The organism is Micromonospora kangleipakensis (genome assembly GCF_004217615.1).
GTDB classification, from domain to species: Bacteria; Actinomycetota; Actinomycetes; order Mycobacteriales; family Micromonosporaceae; genus Micromonospora; species Micromonospora kangleipakensis.
Map to the genome: position 1 here is coordinate 5,094,110 of NZ_SHLD01000001.1, position 25,265 is coordinate 5,119,374.

General features: G+C 72.9%; 29 protein-coding genes and 1 pseudogene. 12 read left to right on the forward strand and 18 right to left on the reverse strand.

Annotation, left to right across the window (positions count from 1 at the left end; translation table 11 throughout):
• Positions 1-2: 2 nt before the first annotated feature.
• From EV384_RS24460 to EV384_RS24475, 4 genes are all read right to left on the reverse strand, one after another.
• Positions 3-932 (reverse strand): carbohydrate ABC transporter permease, encoded by a 930-nt coding sequence (locus EV384_RS24460; RefSeq protein ID WP_130336842.1) that lies wholly within the window; start codon positions 930-932, stop codon positions 3-5.
• A gap of 1 nt (position 933) precedes the next feature.
• Positions 934-2,193, reverse strand: coding sequence for a sugar ABC transporter substrate-binding protein (locus EV384_RS24465; protein ID WP_130336844.1), 1,260 nt, complete (start codon positions 2,191-2,193; stop codon positions 934-936).
• Entirely contained in the window at positions 2,193-3,191 is a 999-nt protein-coding gene (locus tag EV384_RS24470) for a LacI family DNA-binding transcriptional regulator (protein ID WP_130336846.1), read from the reverse strand. The genes EV384_RS24465 and EV384_RS24470 overlap by 1 nt, the downstream gene beginning before the upstream one ends.
• Before the next feature lie 145 nt (positions 3,192-3,336).
• Positions 3,337-4,368 (reverse strand): LacI family DNA-binding transcriptional regulator, encoded by a 1,032-nt coding sequence (locus tag EV384_RS24475; RefSeq protein ID WP_130336848.1) that lies wholly within the window; start codon positions 4,366-4,368, stop codon positions 3,337-3,339.
• Between the two features lie 119 nt (positions 4,369-4,487).
• Between EV384_RS24475 and EV384_RS24480 the strand changes: the two genes are divergently transcribed.
• The gene (locus EV384_RS24480) at positions 4,488-6,890 is read left to right on the forward strand and encodes a beta-galactosidase (protein WP_165440062.1); all 2,403 of its coding nucleotides are present in this window, start codon (positions 4,488-4,490) and stop codon (positions 6,888-6,890) included.
• Between the two features lie 226 nt (positions 6,891-7,116).
• Here EV384_RS24480 and EV384_RS24485 read toward each other — a convergent pair whose 3' ends face one another.
• Positions 7,117-7,836, reverse strand: coding sequence for a SigB/SigF/SigG family RNA polymerase sigma factor (locus EV384_RS24485; protein ID WP_242624523.1), 720 nt, complete (start codon positions 7,834-7,836; stop codon positions 7,117-7,119).
• A 502-nt stretch (positions 7,837-8,338) separates the two neighbouring features.
• Here EV384_RS24485 and EV384_RS35070 point away from each other — a divergent pair.
• The gene (locus tag EV384_RS35070; RefSeq protein WP_165440063.1) at positions 8,339-8,536 is read left to right on the forward strand and encodes a hypothetical protein; all 198 of its coding nucleotides are present in this window, start codon (positions 8,339-8,341) and stop codon (positions 8,534-8,536) included.
• A gap of 173 nt (positions 8,537-8,709) precedes the next feature.
• On the opposite strand, the gene EV384_RS24495 is transcribed toward EV384_RS35070, so the two are convergent.
• A complete protein-coding gene (locus EV384_RS24495) occupies positions 8,710-9,177 on the reverse strand; it encodes an ABC transporter permease subunit (protein WP_207232452.1) in 468 nt (155 codons plus the stop codon).
• Between EV384_RS24495 and EV384_RS36360 the strand changes: the two genes are divergently transcribed.
• The gene (locus EV384_RS36360; protein ID WP_242624262.1) at positions 9,164-9,340 is read left to right on the forward strand and encodes an ATP-binding protein; all 177 of its coding nucleotides are present in this window, start codon (positions 9,164-9,166) and stop codon (positions 9,338-9,340) included. The genes EV384_RS24495 and EV384_RS36360 overlap by 14 nt on opposite strands.
• Before the next feature lie 171 nt (positions 9,341-9,511).
• On the opposite strand, the gene EV384_RS24505 is transcribed toward EV384_RS36360, so the two are convergent.
• A complete protein-coding gene (locus tag EV384_RS24505) occupies positions 9,512-10,042 on the reverse strand; it encodes a PadR family transcriptional regulator (protein WP_130336858.1) in 531 nt (176 codons plus the stop codon).
• A gap of 101 nt (positions 10,043-10,143) precedes the next feature.
• Here EV384_RS24505 and EV384_RS24510 point away from each other — a divergent pair, with 101 nt between their 5' ends.
• A complete protein-coding gene (locus EV384_RS24510; protein WP_242624263.1) occupies positions 10,144-10,932 on the forward strand; it encodes an alpha/beta fold hydrolase in 789 nt (262 codons plus the stop codon).
• Positions 10,933-10,939: 7 nt separating this feature from the next.
• Here EV384_RS24510 and EV384_RS24515 read toward each other — a convergent pair whose 3' ends face one another.
• The 7 genes and pseudogenes from EV384_RS24515 to EV384_RS35075 all read right to left on the reverse strand — a co-directional run bounded on the left by EV384_RS24515 (position 10,940) and on the right by EV384_RS35075 (position 15,316).
• Positions 10,940-11,842, reverse strand: a complete 903-nt coding sequence (locus tag EV384_RS24515) for an inositol monophosphatase family protein (protein WP_130336862.1) — start codon at positions 11,840-11,842, stop codon at positions 10,940-10,942.
• A gap of 16 nt (positions 11,843-11,858) precedes the next feature.
• Complete coding sequence (locus EV384_RS24520; protein WP_242624264.1) at positions 11,859-12,509, reverse strand: hypothetical protein; 651 nt, start codon at positions 12,507-12,509, stop codon at positions 11,859-11,861.
• Entirely contained in the window at positions 12,509-13,510 is a 1,002-nt protein-coding gene (locus EV384_RS24525) for a hypothetical protein (protein WP_130336866.1), read from the reverse strand. Before EV384_RS24525 ends, EV384_RS24520 begins: the two co-directional genes overlap by 1 nt.
• A gap of 55 nt (positions 13,511-13,565) precedes the next feature.
• Complete coding sequence (locus EV384_RS24530) at positions 13,566-14,738, reverse strand: class I SAM-dependent methyltransferase (RefSeq protein ID WP_242624265.1); 1,173 nt, start codon at positions 14,736-14,738, stop codon at positions 13,566-13,568.
• Between the two features lie 59 nt (positions 14,739-14,797).
• Positions 14,798-14,929 (reverse strand): hypothetical protein, encoded by a 132-nt coding sequence (locus EV384_RS36860; RefSeq protein ID WP_278045637.1) that lies wholly within the window; start codon positions 14,927-14,929, stop codon positions 14,798-14,800.
• A pseudogene (locus EV384_RS24540) lies at positions 14,929-15,146 on the reverse strand (hypothetical protein); the annotation flags it as partial. The pseudogene EV384_RS24540 and the gene EV384_RS36860, both read right to left, overlap by 1 nt.
• The gene (locus tag EV384_RS35075; RefSeq protein WP_165440064.1) at positions 15,143-15,316 is read right to left on the reverse strand and encodes a hypothetical protein; all 174 of its coding nucleotides are present in this window, start codon (positions 15,314-15,316) and stop codon (positions 15,143-15,145) included. The pseudogene EV384_RS24540 and the gene EV384_RS35075, both read right to left, overlap by 4 nt.
• Positions 15,317-15,483: 167 nt before the next feature.
• Between EV384_RS35075 and EV384_RS24545 the strand changes: the two genes are divergently transcribed.
• The 3 genes from EV384_RS24545 to EV384_RS24555 all read left to right on the forward strand — a co-directional run bounded on the left by EV384_RS24545 (position 15,484) and on the right by EV384_RS24555 (position 17,434).
• Positions 15,484-16,653, forward strand: a complete 1,170-nt coding sequence (locus EV384_RS24545; RefSeq protein ID WP_130336868.1) for a helix-turn-helix domain-containing protein — start codon at positions 15,484-15,486, stop codon at positions 16,651-16,653.
• 17 nt (positions 16,654-16,670) lie between these two features.
• Positions 16,671-17,012, forward strand: a complete 342-nt coding sequence (locus EV384_RS24550) for a hypothetical protein (protein WP_130336870.1) — start codon at positions 16,671-16,673, stop codon at positions 17,010-17,012.
• A 161-nt stretch (positions 17,013-17,173) separates the two neighbouring features.
• Complete coding sequence (locus tag EV384_RS24555; protein ID WP_130336872.1) at positions 17,174-17,434, forward strand: hypothetical protein; 261 nt, start codon at positions 17,174-17,176, stop codon at positions 17,432-17,434.
• A gap of 49 nt (positions 17,435-17,483) precedes the next feature.
• On the opposite strand, the gene EV384_RS24560 is transcribed toward EV384_RS24555, so the two are convergent.
• Genes EV384_RS24560 through EV384_RS24575 form a run of 4 tightly spaced genes read right to left on the reverse strand, consistent with a single transcriptional unit; the run spans position 17,484 to position 20,160 of the window.
• A complete protein-coding gene (locus EV384_RS24560; protein WP_130336874.1) occupies positions 17,484-17,780 on the reverse strand; it encodes an MbtH family protein in 297 nt (98 codons plus the stop codon).
• Positions 17,781-17,806: 26 nt separating this feature from the next.
• Positions 17,807-18,703: an alpha/beta hydrolase gene (locus EV384_RS24565; protein ID WP_130336876.1), complete on the reverse strand. Its 897-nt coding sequence runs from the start codon at positions 18,701-18,703 to the stop codon at positions 17,807-17,809.
• A gap of 22 nt (positions 18,704-18,725) precedes the next feature.
• The gene (locus tag EV384_RS24570; RefSeq protein ID WP_130336878.1) at positions 18,726-19,154 is read right to left on the reverse strand and encodes an NUDIX domain-containing protein; all 429 of its coding nucleotides are present in this window, start codon (positions 19,152-19,154) and stop codon (positions 18,726-18,728) included.
• Between the two features lie 4 nt (positions 19,155-19,158).
• Positions 19,159-20,160 (reverse strand): DUF5937 family protein, encoded by a 1,002-nt coding sequence (locus EV384_RS24575; protein ID WP_130336880.1) that lies wholly within the window; start codon positions 20,158-20,160, stop codon positions 19,159-19,161.
• Positions 20,161-20,233: 73 nt separating this feature from the next.
• On the opposite strand from EV384_RS24575, the gene EV384_RS24580 reads away from it, so the two are divergent.
• The 5 genes from EV384_RS24580 to EV384_RS24600 all read left to right on the forward strand — a co-directional run bounded on the left by EV384_RS24580 (position 20,234) and on the right by EV384_RS24600 (position 25,259).
• The gene (locus EV384_RS24580; protein WP_130336882.1) at positions 20,234-21,499 is read left to right on the forward strand and encodes an MFS transporter; all 1,266 of its coding nucleotides are present in this window, start codon (positions 20,234-20,236) and stop codon (positions 21,497-21,499) included.
• Between the two features lie 142 nt (positions 21,500-21,641).
• The gene (locus EV384_RS24585; RefSeq protein WP_130336884.1) at positions 21,642-22,199 is read left to right on the forward strand and encodes an AMIN-like domain-containing (lipo)protein; all 558 of its coding nucleotides are present in this window, start codon (positions 21,642-21,644) and stop codon (positions 22,197-22,199) included.
• Positions 22,200-22,289: 90 nt separating this feature from the next.
• Positions 22,290-22,970: a response regulator transcription factor gene (locus EV384_RS24590; RefSeq protein ID WP_130336886.1), complete on the forward strand. Its 681-nt coding sequence runs from the start codon at positions 22,290-22,292 to the stop codon at positions 22,968-22,970.
• Between the two features lie 4 nt (positions 22,971-22,974).
• Complete coding sequence (locus tag EV384_RS24595; RefSeq protein WP_130336888.1) at positions 22,975-24,363, forward strand: sensor histidine kinase; 1,389 nt, start codon at positions 22,975-22,977, stop codon at positions 24,361-24,363.
• On the forward strand, positions 24,360-25,259 hold the full coding sequence (locus EV384_RS24600) for a Gmad2 immunoglobulin-like domain-containing protein (RefSeq protein ID WP_242624267.1): 900 nt from the start codon (positions 24,360-24,362) through the stop codon (positions 25,257-25,259). Before EV384_RS24595 ends, EV384_RS24600 begins: the two co-directional genes overlap by 4 nt.
• Positions 25,260-25,265: the final 6 nt, after the last annotated feature.

A 25,265-nucleotide genomic window follows, 5' to 3' on the forward strand; every position in this document is an offset into this window, starting at 1 on the left:
GATCACCTACCCTCTTCGGAACGCAGCAGCCGGAACCACAGGATCGACATCAGCACGATCACCAGGAACAGCACATAGCTCATCGCCGCGGCGTAGCCGTAGTTGCCGAAGCCGAACTGGTTGTAGATGTGGTACGAGACCGACAACGTCGAGTTGAGCGGGCCGCCCTGGGTCATCACCAGCGGCTCCTCGAAGAACTGCAGGTAACCGATGGTGGCGATGACCCCGACGAAGAGCAGGGTCGGGCGCAGCGCGGGCAGCGTCACGTACCGCAGCTGTTGCCAGGTGGTCGCCCCGTCGATGCGCGCCGCCTCGTACAGTTCCTGCGGGATGGCCTGCAGACCGGCAAGGAAGATCACCATCTGGTAGCCGAGGTTGCGCCAGGCAGCCATCACGATCAGCGACGGCAGGGCGAACCGCGTGTCGAAGAGCCAGTTCGGCCCGTCCACTCCGACGAGTCCCAGCAGGCTGTTGAGCAGACCGGAGTCCGGTTGGAGCAGGAATCGCCAGACCACGGAGATCGCCACGATGCTGGTCACGACGGGCAGGTAGTAGCCGACGCGGAACAGGGACCGGAACCGGGTCAGGCCCGAATTCAGCCCGAGCGCCGCCGCCAGTCCGGCCACCATCGTCAGCGGCACGCCGGCGAACACGAAGATGGCGGTGTTCACCGCGGCCTTGACGAACAGCTCGTCGTGCAGCAGCCGGCTGTAGTTGTGCATCCCGACGACGTTGACGCCGAGCGGGTTGCGCAGGTCGGCGCTGCGGATGTCGGTGAAGCTCATCAGCAGCGAGGCGAGCACGGGCCCGGCCATGAAGACCACGAACAGCACGGTGAAGGGAAGGGCGAAGCCCCAGCCGACCGCGGCCCGACGGAGGCGCAGGCCGCTGCGCCCCCGTCGGTTGGACGCGTCGGACGCGACCGCGGTCATGTCAGGTCCCGGTGCCGATCGAGGTGGCCTGCTGCTGCATCGCCTTGGCGGCGTCCTCCGCCTTCAGTCCCGTCTTGCACATCTTCTCGACCTCGCCGTCGATCGCCGCGGCCACCTGCTCCCAGGTGGCGATGGTGGGCGGCGACTTGGCGTCCTCGAGTTGCTTGCCGAACGCCGACAGCTGGGGGTCGCCGCTCAGCGCCGGGTCGTCCCAGCCCTTCTTGGCCGCGGGCAGGTCGTTGACCGTCTTGTACCACTTGGCCTGCACCTCGGGGCGGGAGAGGTAGGAGACGAACTTCCAGCCGCCGTCGCGGTTCTTCGCGTCCTTGAACACCGCCAGATCTCCACCGCCGACGAACGACGTGCCCGACTGCTTGGTGGGCATCGGCCACAGGTCGTACTTGCCGGCGCCGCCCTGGTCCTTCAGTACGCCGATGTGCCAGGGACCGGAGACGAACGCGCCGATCTGGCCCTTGACGAACGCCGGCTCAAGGGCGCCCTGCGGCAGGTCCTTGGGTGCGAGACCCTCGTCGAAGAAGGACTTGTAGAAAGCGAAGGCCTCGACCGCCTCCGGGCTGTCGAGGGTGAACTTCCCGTCCTTGGCCACGTCGCCGCCGTTCTGCCAGACGAACGGCATGACGGTCTGCCAGGAACCGGTCTGGCCGGGCTGGAGGTTGACGCCCCACTTGGCGCCACCCTTGTCCTTGAGCGCCTTGATCGCTGACTTGAACTCGTCCCAGTCCTTCGGTGGGGTGGTGACCCCGGCCTTGGTGGCGACCGCCTTGTTCACATAGAGCAGCCGCGTCTCCACGTACCACGGCACTCCGTAGGAGGTGCCGTCCACGACCGTGGTGTTCCACGCACCCTCGTAGAAGTCGTCCTTCTTGATCAGATCGGACGGGGTCACGTCGAGCCCGCCGGTCTTGGCGAACTCGCCCATCCACGTGGTGCCGATGAGGCTGACGTCGGGCGTCTGCTTACCGGCGATGGCGGTGGCGAGCTTGTCGTGTGCCCCGTCCCAGGGGACGGCGGTCACCGTGACCTTCGCGTCCGGATTCTCCTTCATGAAGTCATCGGCGATCACCGAGAGCTTCTCGCCCTCGGTACCCATCGCCCAGACCGTGATGTCGCCCTTCGCCTTGCCCTCGCCGACGGGCTTGGCGGCCCCCTGGTTGCCTCCGCCGCCGTCGCGGCCGCAGCCGCTCAGCGCGAGTACCGCCGCGAGGGCCACGGCGACGCCTCTACGGGTCCCTGTTCTCATCACGGAACCTCCATTTCGTTCGGATGTTGTCCGCAGCTCGTGCGGATGACGAGCTGCGTTCTCAGCACCTCTCGCCGTACCGGGAGACGACTGCTCGCCACCCGGTCCTGCAGCCACCGGGCCGCCGTCGCGCCCAACTCGCGCATCGGCTGGCGCACCGTGGTGAGCCCCGCGTACCGGGCGGCCATCACGTCGTCCCAGCCGACGATCGCGACGTCATCGGGAACGGACCGGCCCAGCTGTTTCGCCGCCGCCAGCGCCCCTAGCGCGACCTCGTCGTTCGCACAGACCAACGCCTGGGGAGGGGGCGATCCCGCGAGCGCTCGCCGCGCCGCTTCCTGCCCCGCTGGTACGTCGAAGGCGCAGCGCAGCGGCGCACGCGGAGGCCGGATTCCGCGGTCGACGAGCGCCGAACGAAAGGCGTCGTAGCGGGCGGTCACGTCGGACGACTCGTCGGGGTCGCCCAGGTAGGCGAATCGCCGGTAGCCGTGCGCGACCAGATGGGCGACCAGCTCGCGTGCGCTGGCCTCGCTGTCCGTCGTGACGGTGTCCAGCTCGCCGACCGGGAGCCGGGCCAGCAGGACGGTGGGCATGCCGGTCGCGGCGACCTGGGCGACCACGCCGTCGGACACGGTCCGGCCCATGATCGCCATGCCGTCGACGCGACGGGCCAGGTCAAGCACCTTTCGGCCCGGATCCGTCCGACCGTGCGTGGCCAGGATCAGGACGCTGCTGCCGACTTCGGCGGCGACTTCTTCGTACCCGAGGATCACCTCGGCGTAGTACGGGCCGGAGAGGTCCGGAAAGACGATGCCGTTGGCCGCGTGCCGGCCCTCGGCCAGCGACTGCCCCAGGCGACTGGGCCGGAACTGCAGCTCCTCCACCACCTCGAGGACCCGCCGACGGGTCTCCCCGGCTACCTGCCCGCCACTCCGCAGGGCTCGGGACACAGTGGCGATCGAGACGCCCACCCGCTGCGCGACCTCGTAGATCGTCACCTGCCGTCGATCCTGCGGGTTCACCATGGCCCCCAAAGCGGGATGAAAAGCGGTTACACCTACCGAAAGCGCTTACAGTGGATCGACCGATGCGGCTCAACTGCTCGAACAGGTATGTCGTCCGGCGGACGAACAGGGGCTCTCCTCATGTGCCGGTACCTCCGGTCACGGGGTTCGCCGGACAGCCGCAGCTGCGGCGCAGGACGAGTTCCGTGGGCAGCACGATGTCGCCGCAGGGGACGCGCTCCGGCTCGTTCACCGCGGTGAGGATCAGCCGGGCCGCCTCGGCCGCCAGCTCCCGGACCGGCTGGCGGATGGTGGTCAGCGCCGGGTTGACCAGGGCGGCGATCGGGGCGTCGTCGAAGCCGGTGATGACGACGTCCTGCGGCACCCGCAGGCCCCGACCGAGTGCTCCGACGAGGACACCGAGGGCGGTCTCGTCGTTGGCGCAGACCACGCCGGCGGGTCGGCTGTCGGGGCGCAGCAGCTGTTCGGCGGCGAGGACTCCGTCGGCCTGCTGCATGCTCACCGCGACCGGCGAGGCCGGCGGGGTGACCCCCGCCGCCCGGTGGGCGGCGAGGAATCCGGCCCAGCGCTCGCTGACGTCGGGCGACCCCTCGGGGTTGCCCACGAACACCAGGTCGGTCAGTTGATGATCGAGTAGCAGGTGCCGGGTCAGCTCGGCCATGCTGGCGGCGTTCTCGGCCCGTACCGAGGGCACGGCGCCGGGACCCTCGCCCGCGACGACCACGACCGGCACCATCTCTGCCAGCCGGAGCAGGGTCGGTTCGGAGATGGTGCCGCCGATGACCGCCAGCCCGTCCACCCGCCGGGCCATCTCCAGCGCCTGCGCGTCGGAGTCCGAACGCAGATGTGTGCAGAGGATGTGCACGCTGGCCCGCGACGGAACGGCCTCGGACTCGAAGCCCTGGATCAACTCGGTGAAGTACGGACCGGACAGGCCCGGGAAGACCAGGCCCAGCGCGCCGTGCCGACCGGCGGCGAGCGCGCGACCGAGGTGGTCGGGGCGGTAGCCGTGCTTCTCGATCGCCTCGAGCACCCGACGGCGCATCTCCTCGGACACCTGACCGGTGCCGTTGGAGACCCGCGAGACGGTCGCGACCGAGACACCGGCCAGTCGGGCGATCTCGCGGACGGTGAGCCGACTGTTGCCCATGACTCCCTCGATCCGTAACGTGCGGTTAACAGAAACCGGTTTCAGGCGACCATATGCAGACGCGTCGAAGTTCACAAGGGTCGGGTCCACAATCTCCGGTGAGGGGAGCGCTGCCCCACATGTCCACGGTGCTACTCGAGGACCGCAGGATCGTCATCGACGGCCGACCGCACCTGCTGCTCTGCGGGGAGGTGCACTACTTCCGGCTGGCTCGCACCGACTGGGCCGACCGGCTCGACCGGCTGCGGGAGTGCGGCGGGGACACCGTCGCGACGTACGTGCCGTGGCTGTGGCACGAACTGCCCGACGGCTCCGTCGACCTGACCGGACGAACACACGAACAACGCGACCTGGCCGGCTTCCTGGACCTCGCCCACCAGCGCGGGCTACGGGCGGTGGTCCGACCCGGGCCGTTCATCATGGCCGAGGTCAAGAACGAGGGCATCCCGTACCGGGTGTACGAGGAACACCGGCACCTGCTCCCCACCACCTGGGACGGCGCGCCGATCAGCACCCGCACGATCGACTATCTCGCGCCGGAGTTCCTCGCCGCCGCCGCCGCCTGGTACGCCCAGGTGATGCCGATGATCGCCGACCGGCTCGCGGGGCGCGGCGGGCCGGTGGTGGCGGTGCAACTGGACAACGAGATCGGGATGCTGTCCTGGGTGACCAACTCCCCCGACCTCACCGCCGGGCTCTGCGCCGACCTGGCCCGCTGGGCGGTCGACCGGTACGGCAAGGAAGGCGCGGCCGCCCGGATCGGCGCCGACCCCACCGACCCGCGGGCCTGGGCGACCGCCCTGCGCACCCCGGCGGAACGGGAGTCCCTCACGCTCCACGACGACCTGGGCCGCTACATGCGGGACCGCTACCGCCGCTACGTGGCCGCGCTACGCGACAGCGCCGAACGGCACGGCGTCCGTGGGGTGCCGTTGCTGGTGAACGTGCACGGCACCAGCGGCGGACGGGGGCGTACCTTCCCCATCGGGATCAGCCAGCTCTTCGAGGCCTACCGCGGCCAGCCCCAGCTGACCTCCGGCTCGGACTACTACCTCGGCGACCTGACCGTCACCAACGTCGCCGACCTGTACATCTCCAACGCCTTCCTGGCCGCGACGCACGGACCCGACCAGCCGCTGACCTGCCTGGAGTTCGAGGCCGGCAACGGCGACTACGGCGAGGACCTGTCCGTCCGCCACCCACCCGAGGCGATCGAGCTGAAGACCCGGCTCTGCGTGGCCCAGGGCAACCGGCTGCTCAACCTCTACCTGTTCGCCGGCGGCCACAATCCACCGCTGGCCGAGCCGGTCGGCGACGGCAACGACCGTCTCGCCTTCACCGGTGAGCGGCACGGCTTCGCCGCCCCGGTCGACCCGGAAGGACGGCTCAACCCCACGTACGACGCCGCGCGACGCGCGCTGCACACCGTCCGCGGGGTGGCCGACCTGCTGGCCGACGGCGACGAGGAGCACGACGGGCTGGCGTTGGGCTTCGTACCCGACCACTACCTCACCGAGTACCGCCATCCTGGCTCGACCGCCCGGACCGATCAGGTGGGCGAGCTGGAGCGGTTCCGGGGTATGGGCTCGCGGGACGTGCTGGCCCGGGCCCTGCTGCTGGGCGGGTTCTCCTTCCCCGCGGTCAACCTGCAGGCGCCGCCACCGGCCGACAGCCCGCGGGTGATCGCCCTGGCCACCGCGCCCACGCTCGGCGCGGACGTGCAGCGGCGGCTCGTGGACCACCTCCGGGCCGGTGGGCGGCTGCTCCTGCACGGACCGCTGCCGGAGCGTGGTCACGACGGCACTCCCTGCACGCTGCTCGCCGACGCGCTCGGCGTGACCGCTGACGGGTGGATGGAGGGCGGGCCGCACTACTTTCCGTCGGTGGTCGGGCGGGACTGGGCAGCCGGGCCGGCGGAGGTTCGCGTCGGCTACGCCCAACTGCTCGCCGGCGCCGGTGAGCCGGTACTCGTCGAGGTCGGCTCCGGCCGCCCGTGCGCGATGGAGGTCACCGTCGGCGCCGGTAGGGCCCTGATCATCGCGGCGGACCACCCCTGCCACCTCGACTTCTGGCGGGCGGCCCTGGAACGGCTGGGCGTACGGCCCCGCCTGCGGCACGACGCCGACGAGCCCGGCCTGGTGCTCACCTCCACCGTCGACCGCGCCGGTCAACGCCTGCTGCACCTGCTCAACGTCGCCCCGTCGGCCGTCGAGTTCACTCTGCGCCACCGGGACCGACCCGTCCTGTCGGGACGACGGCTGCGGATTCCGGCGCGGGCCGGACTGATGCTCCCCGCCGGTGTGCGGGTGGGGGCCACCACGCTGGTGGAGACGAGCTGCGAGCTGGTGTCCCGGTCGGAGGACGAGGTGCTGCTGCTGCCCACCCAGGCCGAGGACGTCGCCGTGTTCTCCACCGACCGAGAGGTGTCGGCCGAGGGCGGACACGTGACGGTCGACGGCAACCAGGTCACCGTCACCATCCGGTCAGCCGACGGTCACCCGGTCAGGGTGGCTCTCAGGTGACCGGTGTGCCGGCACCGGCCTGTCGCCGGGTGCCGCCCCAGCCGGCAGGATGGTCGATGCCCGTTCCCGCCCGCCCGCACCGTGCCGACCCGCACGGGGGGTGTCCGACCTGCGCGCGATGGGACTGTTCGTCTGCCGGGCGCCGGCCGTCGCCACCACCCTCGCCTTCAATGCGGCGGCCGCGGCCCTCGGGTCTTTTCGGCGCCTGCCGGGAGGATGGCGCTGCTCAGTAGGTGTCGACCAACTGCGTCCGGAGCTTGGCCAGTGCGCGGGCCAACAGCCGGGAGACATGCATCTGCGATACGCCGATTTTTACGGCGATTTCGCTCTGCGTCAGGTTTCCGTAGAAGCGCAGGGTCAGGATCTTCTGCTCACGCTCGTCAAGGGTGGCCAGCGCCGGGCCGAGGGCGACACGCAGCTCGGCGAGGGCGAACTCGCCGTCCTCGCCGCCGAGCATCTCGCCCAGCTCGGTAGCCCGCTCACCGCTGCCGATCGGGGTGGACAGCGACACCGCGTTGTACGCGCGGGCGCCCTCCAGGCCCTCCAGGACCTCTTCCTCTGTCAGCTTGAGGTGCGCGGCGATGTCGGCCACCGTCGGGGAGCGACCCAACGTCTGCAGCAGAGTGCTGTTGGCGTCGGAGATGGCCAGCCGCAGCTCCTGCAGGCGGCGGGGCACCCGGATGTCCCAGGTGCGGTCCCGGAAGTGCCGCTTCAGCTCCCCCACGATGGTGGGGATCGCGTAACCGGCGAAGTCGACGCCACGTGACGGGTCGAACTTGTCGATCGCCTTGATCAGCCCCACGGCCGCGGTCTGCGTCAGGTCTCCGGTCGGCTCGCCACGACCGCTGTAACGCCGGGCGAGGTGGTTGGCCAGCGGCAGCCAGGCCTCGATCGCTCGGTCACGCATCGCCGCGCGGGACGGGTGGCCGGCGGGCAGCGCGGCCATCGCGAGGAGCAGCTGGGTGGCGGGCGAGTCGACGGAGGCGTGGTCAGCGCGGGTCTTCGGCTCAACGGGCCGGTCGGTGGTCGTGGTGATCATGCTGCTTCCTCCGCATCGCACCGGCCGCGCTCCGCCTCTGCGGCGCCAACCGTCTGAGCAGACAGTAGACCAACAGGCTCAGATAACCTAGCCGAAAGGACGATGCCAAGAGTCAGCCATGCAGATAGTGGCCCGCCGCCGGTGACCGCGGAGACCGCGTCGCCTCGCCCACCGCCGCCGGACGGTCGAGCTTCAGCAGTAGTCGGCCGCAGCGGCTCCGCTGCGACGGCGGCGCATGACGGACGGCGACGCCGGGTATGGTGCGGTGTGCCGGTGTCGCCGGGCGGTCGCCCGCGATCGAGAGACCACCATCGGGTGGCAGTGCGAGCGCCGGCTCGCCACGAACACGAAACTGCGCGGCGAGAACCGCCCGCGACCCCATGTGTCCCTCTGAAAATAGGAATGCTGCGTGACATCACACGACACTGATCGACCGACGTTGTTTCTCGCCATGCCGACCGTCGACGGGCTCGACGGCCCGGACGTGACTTTCGACGGCAGCGAGGAGGCGATGCGGCGGCTACGCCATCCGTTCGCGGTGAACACGGCCCGCCTGTCGCAGCAGCGGACTCCAATGGCGAGCGACGGCTCGGAGCAGCGGGACTGACCTGGCGGCGCCGACGCCGCTGGAGACGACTCCCCATCTGGCCGACAAGGTGGATCAGGCGTCCGACCTGCGTGCCCGTCCGGCCGACGACCCAGCCGAAGGCGATGACCGCGACAAGGGCGGCGAAGCCGCCGACGACTGCGTTCACCCGGCGACGCCAGCGGCTGGGCGCCTCACGCGAGCGCGGCGTGCACGGCGTCCGTCAGCCGACCGAGCGCCCCGGCCGGCAGTACGGTCATGGCGAGGAGGTACGGCAGGACGATCACGACGACGGCGGTGGTCACCGCGGTGACGCTGCGCCGCAGCAGCGCGCCCAGGCCGAGTGCCAGGACCGCGGCGACGGCGAGCAGCGCGCCGGTCCCGACGATCACCCGCAGCTCGGTCGGCGTCGACGCCGGGTGGACGTAGACGCCGTTGCCGCGCAGCACCCGCTGGCCGAAGGCGACCACGACGGCGGCGGCGAGCAGCCCGGTCACGAAGGTGACGGCGCCGACGACGACGGCCTTCGCGGCGAGCACCCGGATGCGCTGGGGGCTGGCGGTCAGGGTGGTCCGGATGAGCCCGCGCCGGTACTCCGCGGTGATGAACATGGCGCCGACGACGACCACCACGACCAGCCCCACGAACGTGCCGACGAGCATCTTCCAGCCGTTCCAGCAGCTGGGCGGCGAGCGGATCCGGCACACCGCCGGGTACGGCCTCGGGCTGGCGATCGTCCGCGCCATCGCGGACGCGCACGGCGCCACCCTGACCGCGCGATCCCGACCGAAGGGCGACCTGGACATCGAGGTGACGTTCCCCTGAGGCGTTCCACGGTTCCACCACGCCGGCGTCGCTCAACGCGTGGCGGCTCTGCTTAGCCGCATCATGATCAATAAGCCCGGGGTCAGGATGAGCAGGCGCTCGGAGCTGTCCGTCCAGGCCCGGCGCGCGGTGATCACGGCGTCGGCACGGCCGCCAATCGTCGGGTGTGCGTCATGAGACCTGGTTCAGGGTCGCCAGTGTCTCGCGAAGCCACTTCAGCTCGGTACGCGTCGTAGCGGTGGCGATCGTGAACAGCCCTTGTCGGAAGGGGTCGTCGAAGTCGGCGGCGCGCAGTGGCCGTTCGCCGTCCCAGAAGAAGCTGGCTGGCTGCGTGAGGAAGTCAAGCCGACGCTGCAACACGGCGGCCTGTGCCGCCGGGTCATCGAGGTGGCGCAGGAAGGCCAGCAGGGTGAACCACCTGTTTTCGTCGGTGATGAACAGCTCGTCGGGTTCACGGAGCCGGTCGAGCAGCGCTTTTCTGCCTTCGGCGGTCAGCGACAGCATGTGCCGGGGTGCGGCAACCTGGCCGGGTTGGAGTTCCCGGGTGAGCAGCCCGGCGGCTTCCATGCGCTTGAGCAGGGGGTAGAGCGTGCCGTCGGCGATGGGGCGCACGTGTCCAGTCAGGGCGGCGATGCGTTTGCGGAGGTCGTACCCGTGGAGCCGCTCGTCGTAGAGGAAACCGAGGATCGCCAGTTCCAGCATGATCTAGATCATACCCCGTTGCCAGGATACCTCGGTCACGAGATATCTTCTGCGCTATGCATAGCGCTCAAGTAGCTCCTGACGGCTCCCGCATTCGCTGGGTGGAGATCCCCGGCGCCCAGCCCGCCCGCGTCTACATCCACGGCCTGGGAGCCAGCTCGGCGCCGTACTACGCCGAGGCGGTCGCGCATCCAGCCCTTTCCGGCCACCGCTCGCTCCTCATCGACATGCTGGGCTTCGGCATCAGCGACCGGCCTGCCGATGCGCCGTACACCCTGGAAATGCACGCGGACGTCTTGGCCCGTGCGCTGGATCAGGCCGCGGTGAGCGACGCCGACGTGGTCGCGCACAGCATGGGCGGCGCGGTCGCGGTCATCCTCGCCGCACGCCACCCCCAGCTGGTAAGCCGGCTTGTGCTCGTCGACCCCGCCCTCGATCCGGTGCACCCGCTGCCGAGCACGAAGCGACCGGGCAGTTCCGGCATCGGCGTCTATCACACCGAGGAGGAGTTCCTCGACCACGGCTGGGGCGAGACGCTGGAGTTCGTCGGGCCGGAGTGGGCGGCCACGATGCGACTGGCCGGGCCACAGGCGCTCTACCGCAGTGCCATGAACCTGTTGCGTGGCACCATGCCCATGGTGCGCGAGCACCTGGACAAGCTGACCATCCCGCGCACGCTCCTGTACCCGGCGGCTGACGGGCCGCGCTTCGACGCAGACCGGCTCGCGGCCTCGGGTGTCGAGGTGGTGGCGATTCCCAACTGCGGCCACAACATCATGATCGACAACGTCGAAGGCTTCGCCCTCGCGGTAAAGGCCGCGCGTACCGGTCGATCCGCCGGTCCGAGGGCCCTTGACGGCGGGCAGCGGTTCGCCGACCGGACGACCTGAGCGGGGTTCACCAGCCGACGGTGGTGAGCGAGATCGGGGTGAGGTGGCGGACCTGCGGCTCGATCCACTGGGCCGCGGTGACCAGCTTGACCAGTCGGTCGATGCTCTCCGGCGGGCCGGCGACGAAGCTGCGCCGCTCGGCCGGGCAGCCGTACCGGTCGTCGAAGCAGCCGCCGTCGAGGGCCCGGACGACCATGCCGGCCTCGGCGGCCAGGAGCATCCCGGCGGGCAGGTCGACCGCCTCGGGACGGTAGCCGACGATGCCGTCGATGTCGCCGCGGGCCAGCATCACCCAGGAGAGCAGCGGCGCCCACAGTTGCAGCACCCGCCGGGCGGTGGAGTCCAGCACCACCTTCAACGCCCGGGCGGTGCTGTCGTCCCGGCGTACCTCGTGACCCTGGGTCCAGGCCAGCACCGGCGCGGACGGCACCGGCCGGCGCGGCGCCCGCAGCGGCCGGCCGGACGGCCCGGCCGCGTGCACGAACGCGCCCTGCCCGCGCACCGCCGACCAGGTGCGGCCGGCGACCGGGTCGTGGACCACCCCGAGCACCGGCGACCCGCGCTCGCAGAGCGCGATGCCGACCACGTACGCGGGCAGTCCGATGGCCACGTTGTTGGTGCCGTCGAGCGGGTCGACCAGCCACGCCCAGGCGTCGTCGGCGGCGTACTCGCCGCCCTCCTCGGCGATCACGCCGTGCTCCGGCCAGCGGGCCCGGATCCGGTCGACGATCAGCCGCTCGGCGGCCAGGTCCAGGTCGGTGACCAGGTCGCCGGAGGCGCTCTTGGCCCGGGCGTGCACCTCGCCCCTCATCCCCGCGCGCAGCAGCTTTCCGGCGGCGCGTGCGGCGTCGACCGCGAACCGGTGCGCCTCGCGCAGGTCCGGCCCGGTTCCGAGCGGCTTCACGTCCATGGCTCCTCCAGCCGTGTCAGCCCCGTGCCACCAGTCGCGCGATCTCCCGCGCCATCCGCGCGGTCTCCACCGTGTCGCATCGGTCCCGGCGCACCCGGTGGCTGCGCCCGTCCACCGCGCCGAGGCTCAGGTCGCAGCCGCCGGGGGTGGTACGCCCCAGCGCCACCGTCACCGCCGGCTCCCCGGTGTCCACCTCGGAGGTGTGGAACCCGCCGGCGCGCAGCGCGTACGAGTCGCCGGCCTGGTGCGTCTCCACGGTGGCGGTCACCGCGGTCACCAGCCGGTCGGTCGGGGCCATCTCGTCGATGTCCTCGCGGCTGCGCACCTCGTACACCCGCCAGATCGGCTCGGCGGGCGCGTCGGTCACCTCGATCAGCTCGTTGCGCACCCGGCCGTGCAGCACGTGACTGAGCAGGTCCCAGCTGTGCGAGTGCATGGCGGAGGTGGTCGGCTGGACCAGTGGCGGCTCGGCCGGCCAGGCGTGCACGCAGATCCCGTCGGGGCCGGTGCGGTCGACCGGCAGGCAGGTGAAGCCGAGCGGGTGGCGGACCGCGCGCAGCGGCCGGCGGCCCTCCGCCACGTCGTCGAGGACGTTCAGCACCCAGCGGCGCAGCAGCTCCGGCCGGGTGCCCCGGTCGATCTCCCGTTCCAGATCGGTGTAGGTCATCATGCGTACGGGTCCCTCGCCTGGATGGCCTTGCCCACGATGTCGGCGACCTCGCGGTCGCCGAACGAGCGGGGCAGCGGCAGGCCGAGCGCGGTGAACAGCCGGCGGACCTGTTCCACGGACGGCTCGTCGTCGAGCTTCACCTGCCCGGCGGCCTCGATCGGCACCCGCCGGCTCTGCTCGCGGCTGTACTGCAGCTCGATGTTGTAGCGGTTGTAGTAGAGCTCCTTGCGGTCGATGCGCAGCGCCGGGGTTTGCGGATTCTCCTGCGTGATGATGACGCAGCTCGACGAGAGGTCGTAGCGGAAGGTGCTCATCCGTGGGGAGAGTCGCACGTCGATGGTGAGCAGCCCGGAGCGCTGCAGGTGCCAGCAGGCGGCCAGCACGGTGGCGAAGGACTCCTTGCGGGTGCGGTCCACGGTCCACCGCTCCCCCGGCGCGTTCGGGGCCAGGCTGCGCCGGAAGCGCGCGTACCGCTCGCAGACGCCCTCGTCGGTCGGGTCGATGATCTCGATCGAGAAGTGCAGGGTGGCGTTGCGCCGGCGGGCGTGGTCGAGGCACTCGGGCAGGGTGACCGCCCGGGTGTAGGTGCCGGTGCCGCCCTTGAAGTCCCAGCGGTCGGTGTGCCGGCGGGCCTCGGCCAGGGCCTGCCCGACCTCGGTGCCGTTGAGCACCCGGACCATGGAGACGCTGTCGATGGCCTCCCGGGCCCGGTTCAGCGCGCCCTCCGGGCCGGTGATCTCCCGCATCTGCGGCACCAGCTCGGTGAGCCGGTCGCGGGTGTCGTTGAGCACGTGCCGCACCTGGTGCTCGGCGGTCTCCCGGCGCAGCCGGTCCCGCAGCATGGCCTGGGCGAGCAGGGCGAGGATCAGCAGGATGGCGCTGTTGACCACCTCCTGGCTGACGGTGCTGGTCAGCCCGAGGATGGCGACGGTCAAGGCCAGGAGCAGCCCGATGAAGGCGTCGAGATTGTTGACGACCCAGGTCAAGAGGCGGGCCATGACATCCCCCGGTCGATGACGATTTCCCTATGATAGCCCTTTGTCAATATCACGATCACGCACTGTTTCGTTGCCCCGTAACAGTTGGTGACGGCGGCTCGGCGCCCCGGCGGGCCGCGCAGATCAGCGAACCGCCGAGTCCCGGCGCCAGGCGGGCGAGCAGCCGGGAGGTGACCCAGCGTCCGCCGGGCAGCCGCCAACCGACCTGGTTGGAGCGGATCGCCAGCGGCAGGAACCCGGCCCGCCGGAGCACCCGGCGCAGCAGCGACGCGGTGAACGGCCGGATGTGCAGCCAGAGGTAGGGGTGCAGCGGGTCCACCTGGCGCGGGGCGCGGCCGAGGAGGAAGGACACCCGGTCCTGCACGGTGGCCAGGTTGGGAGTGGTGAGCACCAGCAGCCCACCCGGGGCCAGCACCCGGTGGCACTCGCGCAGCAGCGCCACCGGGTCGTAGACGTGCTCGATCAGCTCACCGGTGAGCAGCCCGGCGAAGCTGCCCGCCCGGAACGGCAGGCCGCGGGTGGCGTCCAGGCAGACCGGTAGCGCATCCGGCCCGGCGGCCCGCCGGGCGTCGCGCAGCGCCGTCTCCGCCAGGTCCGCCAGCACCAGCGGCACCGGCAGGTCCGCCGGGTCGAGCATGCCGCGCGGGCCGCAGCCCAGCTCCAGCACCGGCAGCCGCCCGGTGACGCCGTCGGCCACCATCCGGGCCGCGACGGCCCGGCGGATCCGGTGGTACGGGTCGTCGACGTACCCGTTGACCTTGACGCCGTCGTGGTAGCTGCGCCGGTTGGCCCGGCGGCCGTGCGCCTGCGCGCCGCGCCACGGGGTCGCGGCCGGTGACTCCGCCATCGCACCCTCCACTGTCGTCGTCGCCCGGCGACCGTCCTGTCGTCCAGCCTCGCATCGGACGGCGTCGGAGGCGCGGTCGGCGCGACGGTGTCGGCAGACGCCGACGCGGCGGCCGGGAAGCCGGCCGCCGCGTCGAAGGGTGGAGCGGGTCAGAGGGCGCGCCCAGTCCAGCCGGCTGCTGTCGTCGTACTCGTCGCCGGGGATCCACCACGGCTCGCCGAAGCCGCTGGTGGAGACGATGATGTTGCCGCCGTCCGGGTACTCGTTGGTCGGCGGCACCGACAGCGCCGCGCAGTAGCGGCCGTCGGGGGAGAACACCGGCGACTGGTACAACCGGGGCTCGTCGGTGAGCCGCTTCAGGCCGGTGCCGTCGATCCGCACCGACCCGAGACGCTGCCGTCAGGCCAGTCGGCGCACGCGTACGGTCGGCCGCTCGCCGGTCAGGTGCCGGTGCTGGTGCTGGCGGACCTGTCCCCCCAGACCTCCCGGTCCAGCTCCGGATCGGGCGGCACCCAGCGGTGCGAGCCGTCGCTGTAGTGGTACTTCTCGTCGCCGTTGCGCAGGATGCTCATCTCAGCCAGCCGAGGAAGCGCCGGTGCAGCCCGCCCGCCGGCAGCCAGGTCAGGTCCGCGCTGGCCCGGACGAGCTGCGCGCCCAGGTAGAGGGCGAGCGACATGGGGGCGCGTCGTCGAACTCCGCGCGCAGCTCCCGGCGACGCGTCGGGCACGGCCAGGGCAGGCCGCAGCCGCCGCAGCTCCACACTGGCAGTACCGGATCGTGGGTCGTCACCGCTCCCCCGGCCAGTGGCCACGGCCGATCGGGATGCGGTGCCGGGTCCGGCAGGGCAGGTCCGCGCCACAGCGGCAGCGCCACCGCCGCCAGCACCGGACCGGGCGGTGCCGGCGGGCGAGGGTGAGCGCCACGGCGAGCAGATATTCCTCGTACGACACACGCCGCACCGGATCTCCCCTCTGAAAGGTGGCCGACGGCCGGAAAAGCAGCTTGTTGCCACGCGAACACCCACGGTCATCGTCGCCCCCACTCTGCGGCGGTACGCTCAGCAGGTCGACGGGTTGCGGGTTGCCACCGACGGGCGGCAACGGGCAACGGCGGGGAGGGCGGTGCGGTGCCGTCGTTCGGACCACAGTTGCGGGCGATGCGCGAGGCTCGCGGTCTGTCGCTGGCCGCCCTCGCGGAGCGGTTGCCCGCCGACAAGGGCCACCTGTCGCGGATCGAGAACGGCCGCCGCAGGCCGACCGAGGACCTGGTCCGCCGGCTCGACGACGTGCTCGGGGCCCGCGGCGAACTGATCGCCTGCGCCCATCTGGACGTCGCCGCAGCCGTCGACGCCCGCCCCTGGGAAACCGCCGAACTGTTGCGCCGGATGCAGGCCGGCGACACCGCACCGGCCACGATCGAGACTCTCCAGGCGACCGTCACGGAACTCTGCTGCGAGTACGGCTGGCGTGACGCACGTCAGCTCCGGGCGGAGGGTCAGGGCTGGCTGCGCGAGGTGGCCCGACTGCTGCGTCAGCCGATAGGACTGCGCGAGCATCGGGAACTGCTGGTGTGCGCGGGCTGGCTGGCGCTGCTGATCGGCTGCGTCGAGTACGACCTCGGCATGCGGGCCGGCGCCGAGGCGACCCGGACCGCCGCCCGGCAGCTCGGCGAGGAGGCAGGGCATTCGAGCATCATCGGATGGGCTTGGGAGATGGCCGCCTGGTTCGCGCTCACCCAGTCCCGGCACCCGGCGGTCCTCGCCGCCGCCCGGGCTGGGCAGGAGGCGGCCGGTGGTTCCGCCGTGGTGGTGCAGCTCATCGCGCAGGAGGCCAAGGCGCTCGGCCGCCTCCGCGACGTCACCGGCGTACGCCGGACCCTCGACCGTGGCCGACGCATGCTGGAATCACTGACCCCACCCCAGCGCCCCGACAACCATTTCGAGGTCGATCCCGCCAAGTGGCTCTTCTACGCCATGGACGCCTACCGGTTCGCCGAGGACGACCGGCTCGCCGAGCACTTCGCCACGGAGGTCATCCGCGATGCAACCGCACCCGACGGTACGGACCGGTCGCCCATGCGGACGGCCGAGGCGCGGCTAACCCTGGCCGCCACCGCGGCACGGGCTGGTGACCTGGAGAAGGCGGTCAGTACGGGGCTGACGGCGTTCACCGCCGCTCGTCGGTCACTACCGTCGTTGCTTCTGGTCGCCGGCGAGGTGGACGCGGAGTTGCACCGGCGCTATCCGCACGAGCCGGCCACCGCCGACTTCCGCGAGGCGTTGCGGGCGATCCACTGAGCTGTACCCTCCGGCGGGTGACTGCCCAGATCGGGCGTCGACGACGCCGACTCATGGTGACCCTGCTCGCCGTGTGTTGCCTCCTGGCCTGCTGCGGCGTCGCGGACCTGCTCGGCGAGCAGAACGAGCGGCAGGAGCGGCGCGAGGCCCGGACCGCCCTGGTCAGGTACCTCACGCGGCTCCAGAACGGCGACTATTACGCGGCCTATCGACAGCTCTGCCTCGACGTGCTGCCCGAGTGTTCCGAGGCCGCGCATGCAGTTCGCCACCGCCCTGGTCGACGGGCAGCTTACGTCGTTGGGCATGGAAGGCGCCGGGCGGGCGTTCGACCTCGGCCGATGGCAGCGGTGGCCCGTTGAGCAGGCCGCCGCGGTGCGGGAGTTCCTGGACACTTGGTGGGTCGTCACGCTCACCGACCCGGACGCCGAGGTGCCGGCGCACGTGGTGCTGCCCATGCTCGTGACGGCCTCGGGCACGCTCGGTCGTTGGCTCGACGCCTGGCTGTCGGCGACCCGGTCCGGTGGCGGGCCGGCGGCTGGCCGAGTCGTTCGCCGAGTGGGAGTACGACCTGCTGGGCGACCAGCTTCCGTGGCAGAACTGGGAGACGGCGGCCGGCGAGGACGCCCTCCGCGCCGAGCTCACCGACTGGCTGCTGCGACACGCCCCGGCCCCGCTGCGGGCCGCCGGCGCCGGCGAGGAGCTGCTGCACCGGATCAGGCTGCTCGGCCTCACCGGCCCGGACCGGTGGGACGACCCGCACTGGCCGAACCGCGGCTACTGACCGGCCGGGCGGTGGCGGCCGGTTCGACGGGGGCGCCCCGCCCGGTGGATCAGCCCAGCCGGGTTGCTTCGGCGGCCAGGTGTTCGCGGACGCTGCGGGGGCGCATGTCGGTCCAGGTCCGCTCGACGAAGTCCAGGCACTCCTGGCGGCTGCCGGCGCAGCCGGCGTCCCGCCACCCGGCCGGGACCGCCTTGTGCCGGGGCCAGAGCGCGCACTGCTCCTCGTCGTTGACCAGGACGCGGTACTCGCCGTCGTCGACGTGGCCGGCGGCGCCGCTGGAGTCGGCCCGGGTGATCGCCGGTCTGGTCGGCACGGACGCGCCGCAGCCGCCATCGTGGATCACCATCGTCCACGTCGACGACGGCGAGGCGGTCAGCCAGCCAGCGCCGCGCTGATCGCCCGCACCTGCTCGGGGGCGACCGAGGCCCAGTAGTCGTTGTCGTGGCAGCCCGTGCCGATCGTCACCACGCCCGGGTCGGGCAGCCGGTCCCGCAGCGTCCGGACCGCCGGGGCGAACGGGTCGGCGGCGCCGATCGCGATTCGCACCGGCAACCCGGTGAACTCCCGGGCCCGGGCCGTCACGTCGTAGCGGGCCCATTCGTCGGCGCTGTCGAACGCGCCGGCGTTGACGCCGCGGGCGTCGTCGTACGAGTGGAAGATCGCCGGTGAGGTCGCCACCACCGCCCGGAACCGGTCGCGGTGGGTCAGCGCGGCCAGCAGTGCGCCGTACCCGCCCATCGACCAGCCGGCCACCGCGACCCGGTCGGTCCGCAGGCCGCGCGCGGCGAGCAGCGGCAGGAACTCGCCGACCAGCATCCCGAGGGGATCGTCGTCAGCATGCGGATGCCAGTAGCCGTTGCCGCCGTCCGGCGCGGCGAGCGCGAACGGGGCCACCCCGTCGGGCAGCGCGCCGGCCAGGAACTCCGGGTACCGGGCGGCGGTGACGGCGGTGCCGGCGTCGGCCGCGTACCCGTGCAGGGCCAGGCAGACGGGGAGGTCGGCGCCCGGGGCGTACCCGGGCGGGTAGGAGATGGTGAAGGCGACCTCCCGGCGGCGCGCCGCGGAGCGGAATGTGCCGGTGACCGGCGGCTGCGCGGCGCCGCGCGGCGCGTCGGGCGGCCGGGCGGCGCAGCGGCCCAGCGCGTGGTTGAGCACCGACCGGCCGGGCAGCACCTCGGCGTCGACCAGGGCGAGGCCGCCCGCGCCGAGCCCGGTGACGCCGACGGCGGCGCCGAGAGACTGCAACAGTCGACGTCGGGTGACCGGCATCCGGTCACGGTAGCCGGTGCGGTCAGCCCAGGTGGTCCGGCAGCAGCGCCAGCGTCGGCGGGAGCTGCGAGTGCAGCGGGGTGGGCAGGTCGTCGCGGCTGTACCAGCCGAGCCGGTCGAACTTGTGCGGCTCCCCGATGGCGACGGTCGCCGGGTCGACCCGGACCGCGAAGACCACCGCCACCCAGTGCGACGGCGGGTCGTCGCGCAGCACGTTGCGGACCCCGAGCAGGGTGACCTCCAGCGGCGTGGTCGCGTACTCCTCGCGGACCTCGCGGGCGACGGCGGCCTCGAAGGTCTCCCCGTACTCCAGCGCGCCCGCGCCGGTGTCCCAGGTGCCGGGTTCGTCGCGGGCACCGGCGCCGCGCCGGGCGAGCAGCAACCGGCCCGCCCCGTCGTGGCAGACGAAGACGCAGGACACCGAGGGAGTACGCGGGGAGCGGCCGGGCATCAGGTCATTCTGCGCCACCGGCCGCCTCGGGCGGACCGGCGCCGGCGATCAGCGCCTCCGCCGAGCTGGTCCGGGCGTAGAGCAGGAACCGCCCGACCCGGTGCGTGCCCACCAGTCCGGCGTCGCGCAGCGCGGTCAGGTGGTGCGAGACGGTGCCGGCGGCCAGCCCGCAGCGCCGGGCCAGCTCGGTGGTGGCGGCCGGCACGGCCAGCTCGTGCAGCAGCGTCGCCCGGGTACGCCCCAGCACCCGGGCGAGCGCCTCGCTGGCCGGCGCGGCACTGCGCTCCCACAGGGCGCCCACCGCCCGGGCCGGGTAGCGCAGGACCGGCTGCGGCGCGCGTTCGGAGAGGTTCGACCACACCCGCGACCCGGCGAACACCGACGGGACCAGCAGCAGCCCCCGACCGTCCAGGGCGGCGGCGCCCGCCCGGGTGAGGTGGTCGACGTGCAGGGTCCCGTCGTCCCAGGAGACGTAGGGGTCGATCCGGTTGAGCAGGCCCTGCACGCCGTCGGCGGCCATCCGACCGGCGCCGACCAGCACCTCGCGTTCCAGCAGGGTCCGCATCCGGGGCCAGTACGGGGCGATGGCGGCGTCCGCGTACGCGCCGATCTCCTCGGCGAGTCGGGCGAGGCCGGCCGGCGGGTCGGCGTACAGGGCGGCGAGCCGGGGCGGGCGGGGCCCCGGCAGGCCGTCGAGGGCGGCCCGGACCGCCTCGGGCGGGGTGGCGGCGAGCGCGGCGAGCTCCAGCTCGAGGGTGGGCTGGGCGGTCAGCGGCGGCGCGCAGACGAACGCCGGGATCACCACGGTGGGCACCGGCACCAGGTCGGCGAGGAGCCGCCAGTCCACGGTGGAGAGCCGCGGCCGGACCTGCCGGTGCCACGGCTGGTGGGCGGGGAACCAGTCCGGGTTCTTGACCACCCGGACGCTGGCGACCGCCTCCCACAGCGGCGACAGCGCGAACCGGATGTTGGCCAGGTCCCGGACCCCCAGCGCGACGCTCAGCATCGACACCTCCCCACGAATTCGACGCAGCTCAAACTTATCGACCCCGGCACCCGCACCGACCAGGGTCGTCGCCATGACCGCCACCACCGCCGCGCCGGGGTCCACCCGCTGGCCCCGGCCCTTCCGCTACGTCTACGCCGCCAGCCTGACCGAGAACCTGGGTTTCCAGGTGGGCTACCTGGCCGTGCCGGCGCTGGCCGTGTCGGTGCTCGCGGCCACCCCCGGGCAGGTCGGCCTGCTCGCCGTGCTCAGCACCGTCGCGTTCCTGCTGATCGGGCTGCCCGCCGGGGTGTGGGTCGACCGGTCGCCCCGCAGGACAGTGCTGCTCGCCGCGGACCTGACCCGCGCCGCGCTGTACGCCTCGATCCCGCTGGCCTGGTGGGCGGACGCCCTCACCATCGGCCAGCTGTACGCGGTGGTGCTGCTCACCGGCGTCGGCACGGTCTTCGGCGACGTGGCCGCCCAGAGCTTCCTGCCGGAACTGGTCGGCCGGGACCGGCTGGTGGCGGCGAACTCGCTGCTGATGACCAGCAACGCGACCATCCAGATCGGCGGCCGGGGCTTCGGCGGGCTGCTCGTGCAGTGGCTCGGCGCGCCGGTCGCCCTGGCCCTGAACGCGGTCACCCACCTGCTCGCCGCGCTCGCCCTCACCCGGGTACGCCCCGCCGCCCCGACGGCCGCTGACCGGGAGCGCACGACCGGTGACTTCGGGCGGCAGCTCGCCGAGGGCGTACGGCACGTGCTGGGCAGCCCGCTGCTGCGTCCGCTCGCCGTCTCGCTGGCCGGCATCAACCTCACCGTGAACCTGATGACCACGATGCTGCCGGTGGTGTTCCTGCGCGAGCTCGGGCTCGGCGCCGGCATACTCGGGTTCTTCCTCGGGGCGGGCGGGGTGGGCGCGCTGCTGGGCGCGGTGACGGCCCGCCCGCTGGCCGCCCGGATCGGGCACGGCCGGGCGCTCTGGCTGCCCGGGGTGCTGGTGGCGCCGGCCGGGGCCCTCGTCGCGCTGGTCGACACCGGAGGGTGGCTGTGGCTGGCCGGGTTCGGTTGGCTGGCGCTGGCGTGGCGGACCGGGGTCGGCAACGTGATCGGGGTCAGCCTGCGGCAGCGGGTCACCCCGGATCCGTTGCTCGGCCGGATGAACGCCACCTTCCGGTTCCTGCTCACCGGCGCGATCGCGGTCGGCGCCGGGCTGGCCGGGCTACTCGGCCAGTACGCGGGCGCGCGTACGTCGCTCTGGGTGGGCGCGGCCGGCGCCGCGCTGACCTGGCTGCCGCTGTACCGGTCGCCGCTGCGGACGCTGTCCGACCCGTCGGCGCTTCCCACGGTCGACCGCTGACGGTCCCGGGGCGGGACCGTCGGCGCGGACGGGTCGCTGTTACCCGACGGTTACCCGGCTGCGAAGCCACCGTGGCACGGCGCGCCGACCGTCGAGGCGGGACCACCGGAGCAGGTCCCTCGACATCGACAGGGAGGACACGATGAGACTGAGGAGAGCGCTGGTGGCGCTGACGGTCCTGCTCGGCGGCCTGCTCGCCGGCACCGGCGGCGCGGCGGCGGCGACCACGCCGTACTGCGGGATCACCTGGGGCAGCACGGCCAAGTCGGGCGGCGCGTTGAGCAGCGCCCCGCTGATGGAGGTCCGGGCCGGGAAGCACGACTGCTGGGACCGGGTGGTGTTCGAGTTCGCCGGGCCGGCGAACGGCTGGTCGGTCGCGTACGGCGAGACGTGGACCGAGGGGCAGGGGCTGGCGCTGTCGCCGTACACGGCGGGCGGGGCGCTGCTGCGAGTCTCCCTGCGGGCCCCGGCGTACGACGAGAACCACGTCGCCACCCTGCCGTACCGCACCGGCGACCATGCCGTGAACGCGCTGGGCTACCGGACGCTGCGGGACGTGGTCTTCGGCGGCAGCTTCGAGGGCTACACCACCTTCGCGGTGGGGGTCCGGGCGCAGCTGCCGTACCGGGTGTTCGTGCTCACCGGCCCGGGAACGCACAGCCGGATCGTGCTCGACGTGGCGCACAAGTGGCAGGCCTGACCACACCGGTGATGGGGGCCGGTCGGCCCTCATCACCGACCGTTGCGCCAGGGTCCCGCACCGTCGCGCCGGAGCTACCCTGAGGTCGTCATGGAGGGCCGCGTGCTGATCGTCGAGGACGATGCCTCCATCAGGGAGGTCACCGCCCTCGGTCTGCGCCGGGCCGGGTTCCGGGTGGACACCGCGGTGGACGGGCCGACCGCCCTCGCCGGCTGGCGGGCCCGGCCGGTCGACCTGATCGTGCTCGACGTCATGCTGCCCGGCCTGGACGGCTTCGAGGTGTGCCGGGAGATCCGCCGGAGCAGCCAGGTCCCGATCCTGATGCTCACCGCGCGCACCGACACCATCGACGTGGTGGTCGGGCTGGAGTGCGGCGCCGACGACTACCTCCGCAAGCCGTTCGACCTGCCGGAGCTGATCGCCCGGGTCCGCGCGGTGCTGCGCCGGGCGGTCGCCCCGGTCGAGGAGACCACGGTGACGGCCGGCCCGCTGGAGATCGACCCGGGCCGTTTCGTGGCCCGCAAGGCGGGACGGGAGTTGACCCTGACCGCGACCGAGTTCCGGCTGCTGCTGGAGCTGGCCCGCCGACCCGGTCAGGTCTTCACCCGCGAGCTGCTGCTGGACCGGGTGTGGGGGCACGGCTACCTCGGCGACTCGCGGCTGGTGGACGTGGCGGTGCAGCGGCTGCGGGCCAAGGTGGAGGACGATCCCGGGCAGCCGGTGCTGATCCGGACGGTCCGCGGGGCCGGCTACAAGCTGTCGACGGGGTGACGCGATGGCCGGCCGGGTACCCCCGGGGCGCCTGCGGCGCCGGCTCGTCGTCGCGTTCGTGCTGGTCGCCGGGGTATCCGCCGGGGTGCTGGCCGGCGGCTCGTACCTGATGCTGCGGCAGGCCAGGTTCGACGGCTCGTTGCAACGCGCGGCGGCCGACGCCCGCTACCAGCTGGTGCTGGCCGGGCAGTTCCTGCCGCTGACCGACGCCCGCCGGGCGGACCTGCTGGCCAGCTTCGAGGGCAACGGTCGGCACGTCCTGCTGGTGGCCGGCGACACCGCCGCGTCGAACCCGCGCTACGCGCCGACGCCGGGGCGGGACCTGCGGGCCGCGGTCACCGCCGGGCAGCTCGGCTACCAGCGCTCCCCCGACGGCGCCCGGCCGCACCTGCTCGTGGTGGGCGGCCGGATCCCCGGCTCCACCGCCGAGCTGTACGTGGTGACCGTGGAGGACGACCTCGTCGACGGCCTGCGCCAGCTCCGCACGGCGTTGCTGGTGGGCTGGGCGGCGGTGCTGCTGCTCGCCGCCGGGGTGGGCAACGCGCTGGCCCGGCGGACCCTGGAGCCGGTGGGGCGGGCGAGCCGGGCCGCCCGGGCGGTCGCCGAGGGCCTGCTGGACACCAGGCTGCCGGTGCACGGCCGGGACGAGTTCAGCGCCTGGGCCGCGTCGTTCAACGAGATGGCCGAGGCGCTGGAGACGAAGATCGAGGCGCTGTCCCGGGCCCGGGCCCGGGAGCGGCGGTTCACCGCCGACGTCGCGCACGAGCTGCGTACGCCGGTGACCGCCCTGGTGGCGGCGGCGTCGCTGCTCGCCGAGCAGCTGGACTCGCTGCCCGCCGACGCCCGCCGGGCCGCCGAGCTGCTCGTCACCGACGTGGTGCGGCTGCGGCGGCTGGTCGAGGAGCTGATGGAGATCTCCCGGCTGGACGCCGGGCGGGAGGCGCTGTCGGTGCGGCCGGTGGACGTCGTCGCGCTGCTGGGCGGCATCGTCGACGCCCGCGGCTGGACCGGCCGGGTGACCGTGGCCGGGGACGCGACGCCGGTCGACACCGACCCGCGCCGCCTGGAGCGGGTGCTGGCGAACCTGGTCTCCAACGCGGTCGAGCACGGCGGCGGCGCGGTCCGGGCCGAGGTGCGGCGCACCGACGGGTCGGTCATCGTCGAGGTCAGCGACCAGGGGCCGGGCATCCCCGCCGCGCACCTGCCGTACGTCTTCGACCGGTTCTACAAGGTCGACCCGTCCCGCACCGGCCCGGGCAGCGGGCTGGGCCTGGCCATCGCCCGGGAGAACGCCCGACTGCTCGGCGGGCGGCTGGGCGTGCGCAGCGAGACCGGCCGGGGCACGTTGTTCCGCCTCGACCTGCCCGTCCAACCCTCCGGGGGTGACCGGTGAGACGCCTGCTCGCTCCGCTGGCGGCGGTCGTGGTGCTCGCCGCCGGCTGCGCCCCGGCCCGGACAGGCACCCTCGGGCCGGCCCCGGTCGGCGCGCCCACGACCGCCGGCGCCACCGCCACGCCGCGCGCCCCCGCACCGGCCACCACCACGCCGAGCCGTCGTCCCCCGCCGGCCTCCCCCACCACGACGGTCCCGGTGACGCCCGACGGACCGGACGGCGGGACGATCACCGTGCAGCTCTGGTTCGTCCGGGACGGGAAGCTGGCGCCGACCCGGCGTACGCTCCCGGCCACCGTCGCCACGTCCCGGCTGGCGCTGACCGAACTGGCCGCCGGACCGTCCCGCGCCGAGGCGGCGGTCGGCCTGACCACCCGGGTGCCGGCCGGCGTCCAGGTGGTCCGCATCGCCGACGGGGTCGCCGCGCTGGCCCCGCCGGCCGGCTTCGACAGCGGCGGAACAGCGACGGCGCGGCTCCGCCGGGCCCAGGTGGTCTGGACACTGACCCAGTTCCCCACCGTGCGCCGGGTGGCGTTCACCCCGACCGACGGCGCGTCGACCGGCCGTGACGACTACGCCGACCTGCTGCCGGCGATCGTGGTGACCGGCCCGTCGATCGGCGAACGGGTCACCAGCCCGGTCACCGTGACCGGCAGCGCGGAGGTCTTCGAGGCGACGGTGAGCGTCCGGGTCCTGGCCGCGGACGGCCGGGAGGTCGGCACCTCGTTCACCACGGCCGCCTGCGGCTCCGGCTGCCGGGGCGACTACCGGGCCACCGTCGGCTACCGGGTGGCCGTCACCGGTCCCGGCACCGTCGAGGTGTACGAGGTCTCCGCGCGCGACGGGAGCCGGATCAACGTGGTGTCGGTCCCGGTCGTCCTCGTCGCCGAGCGGTGAGAGTCG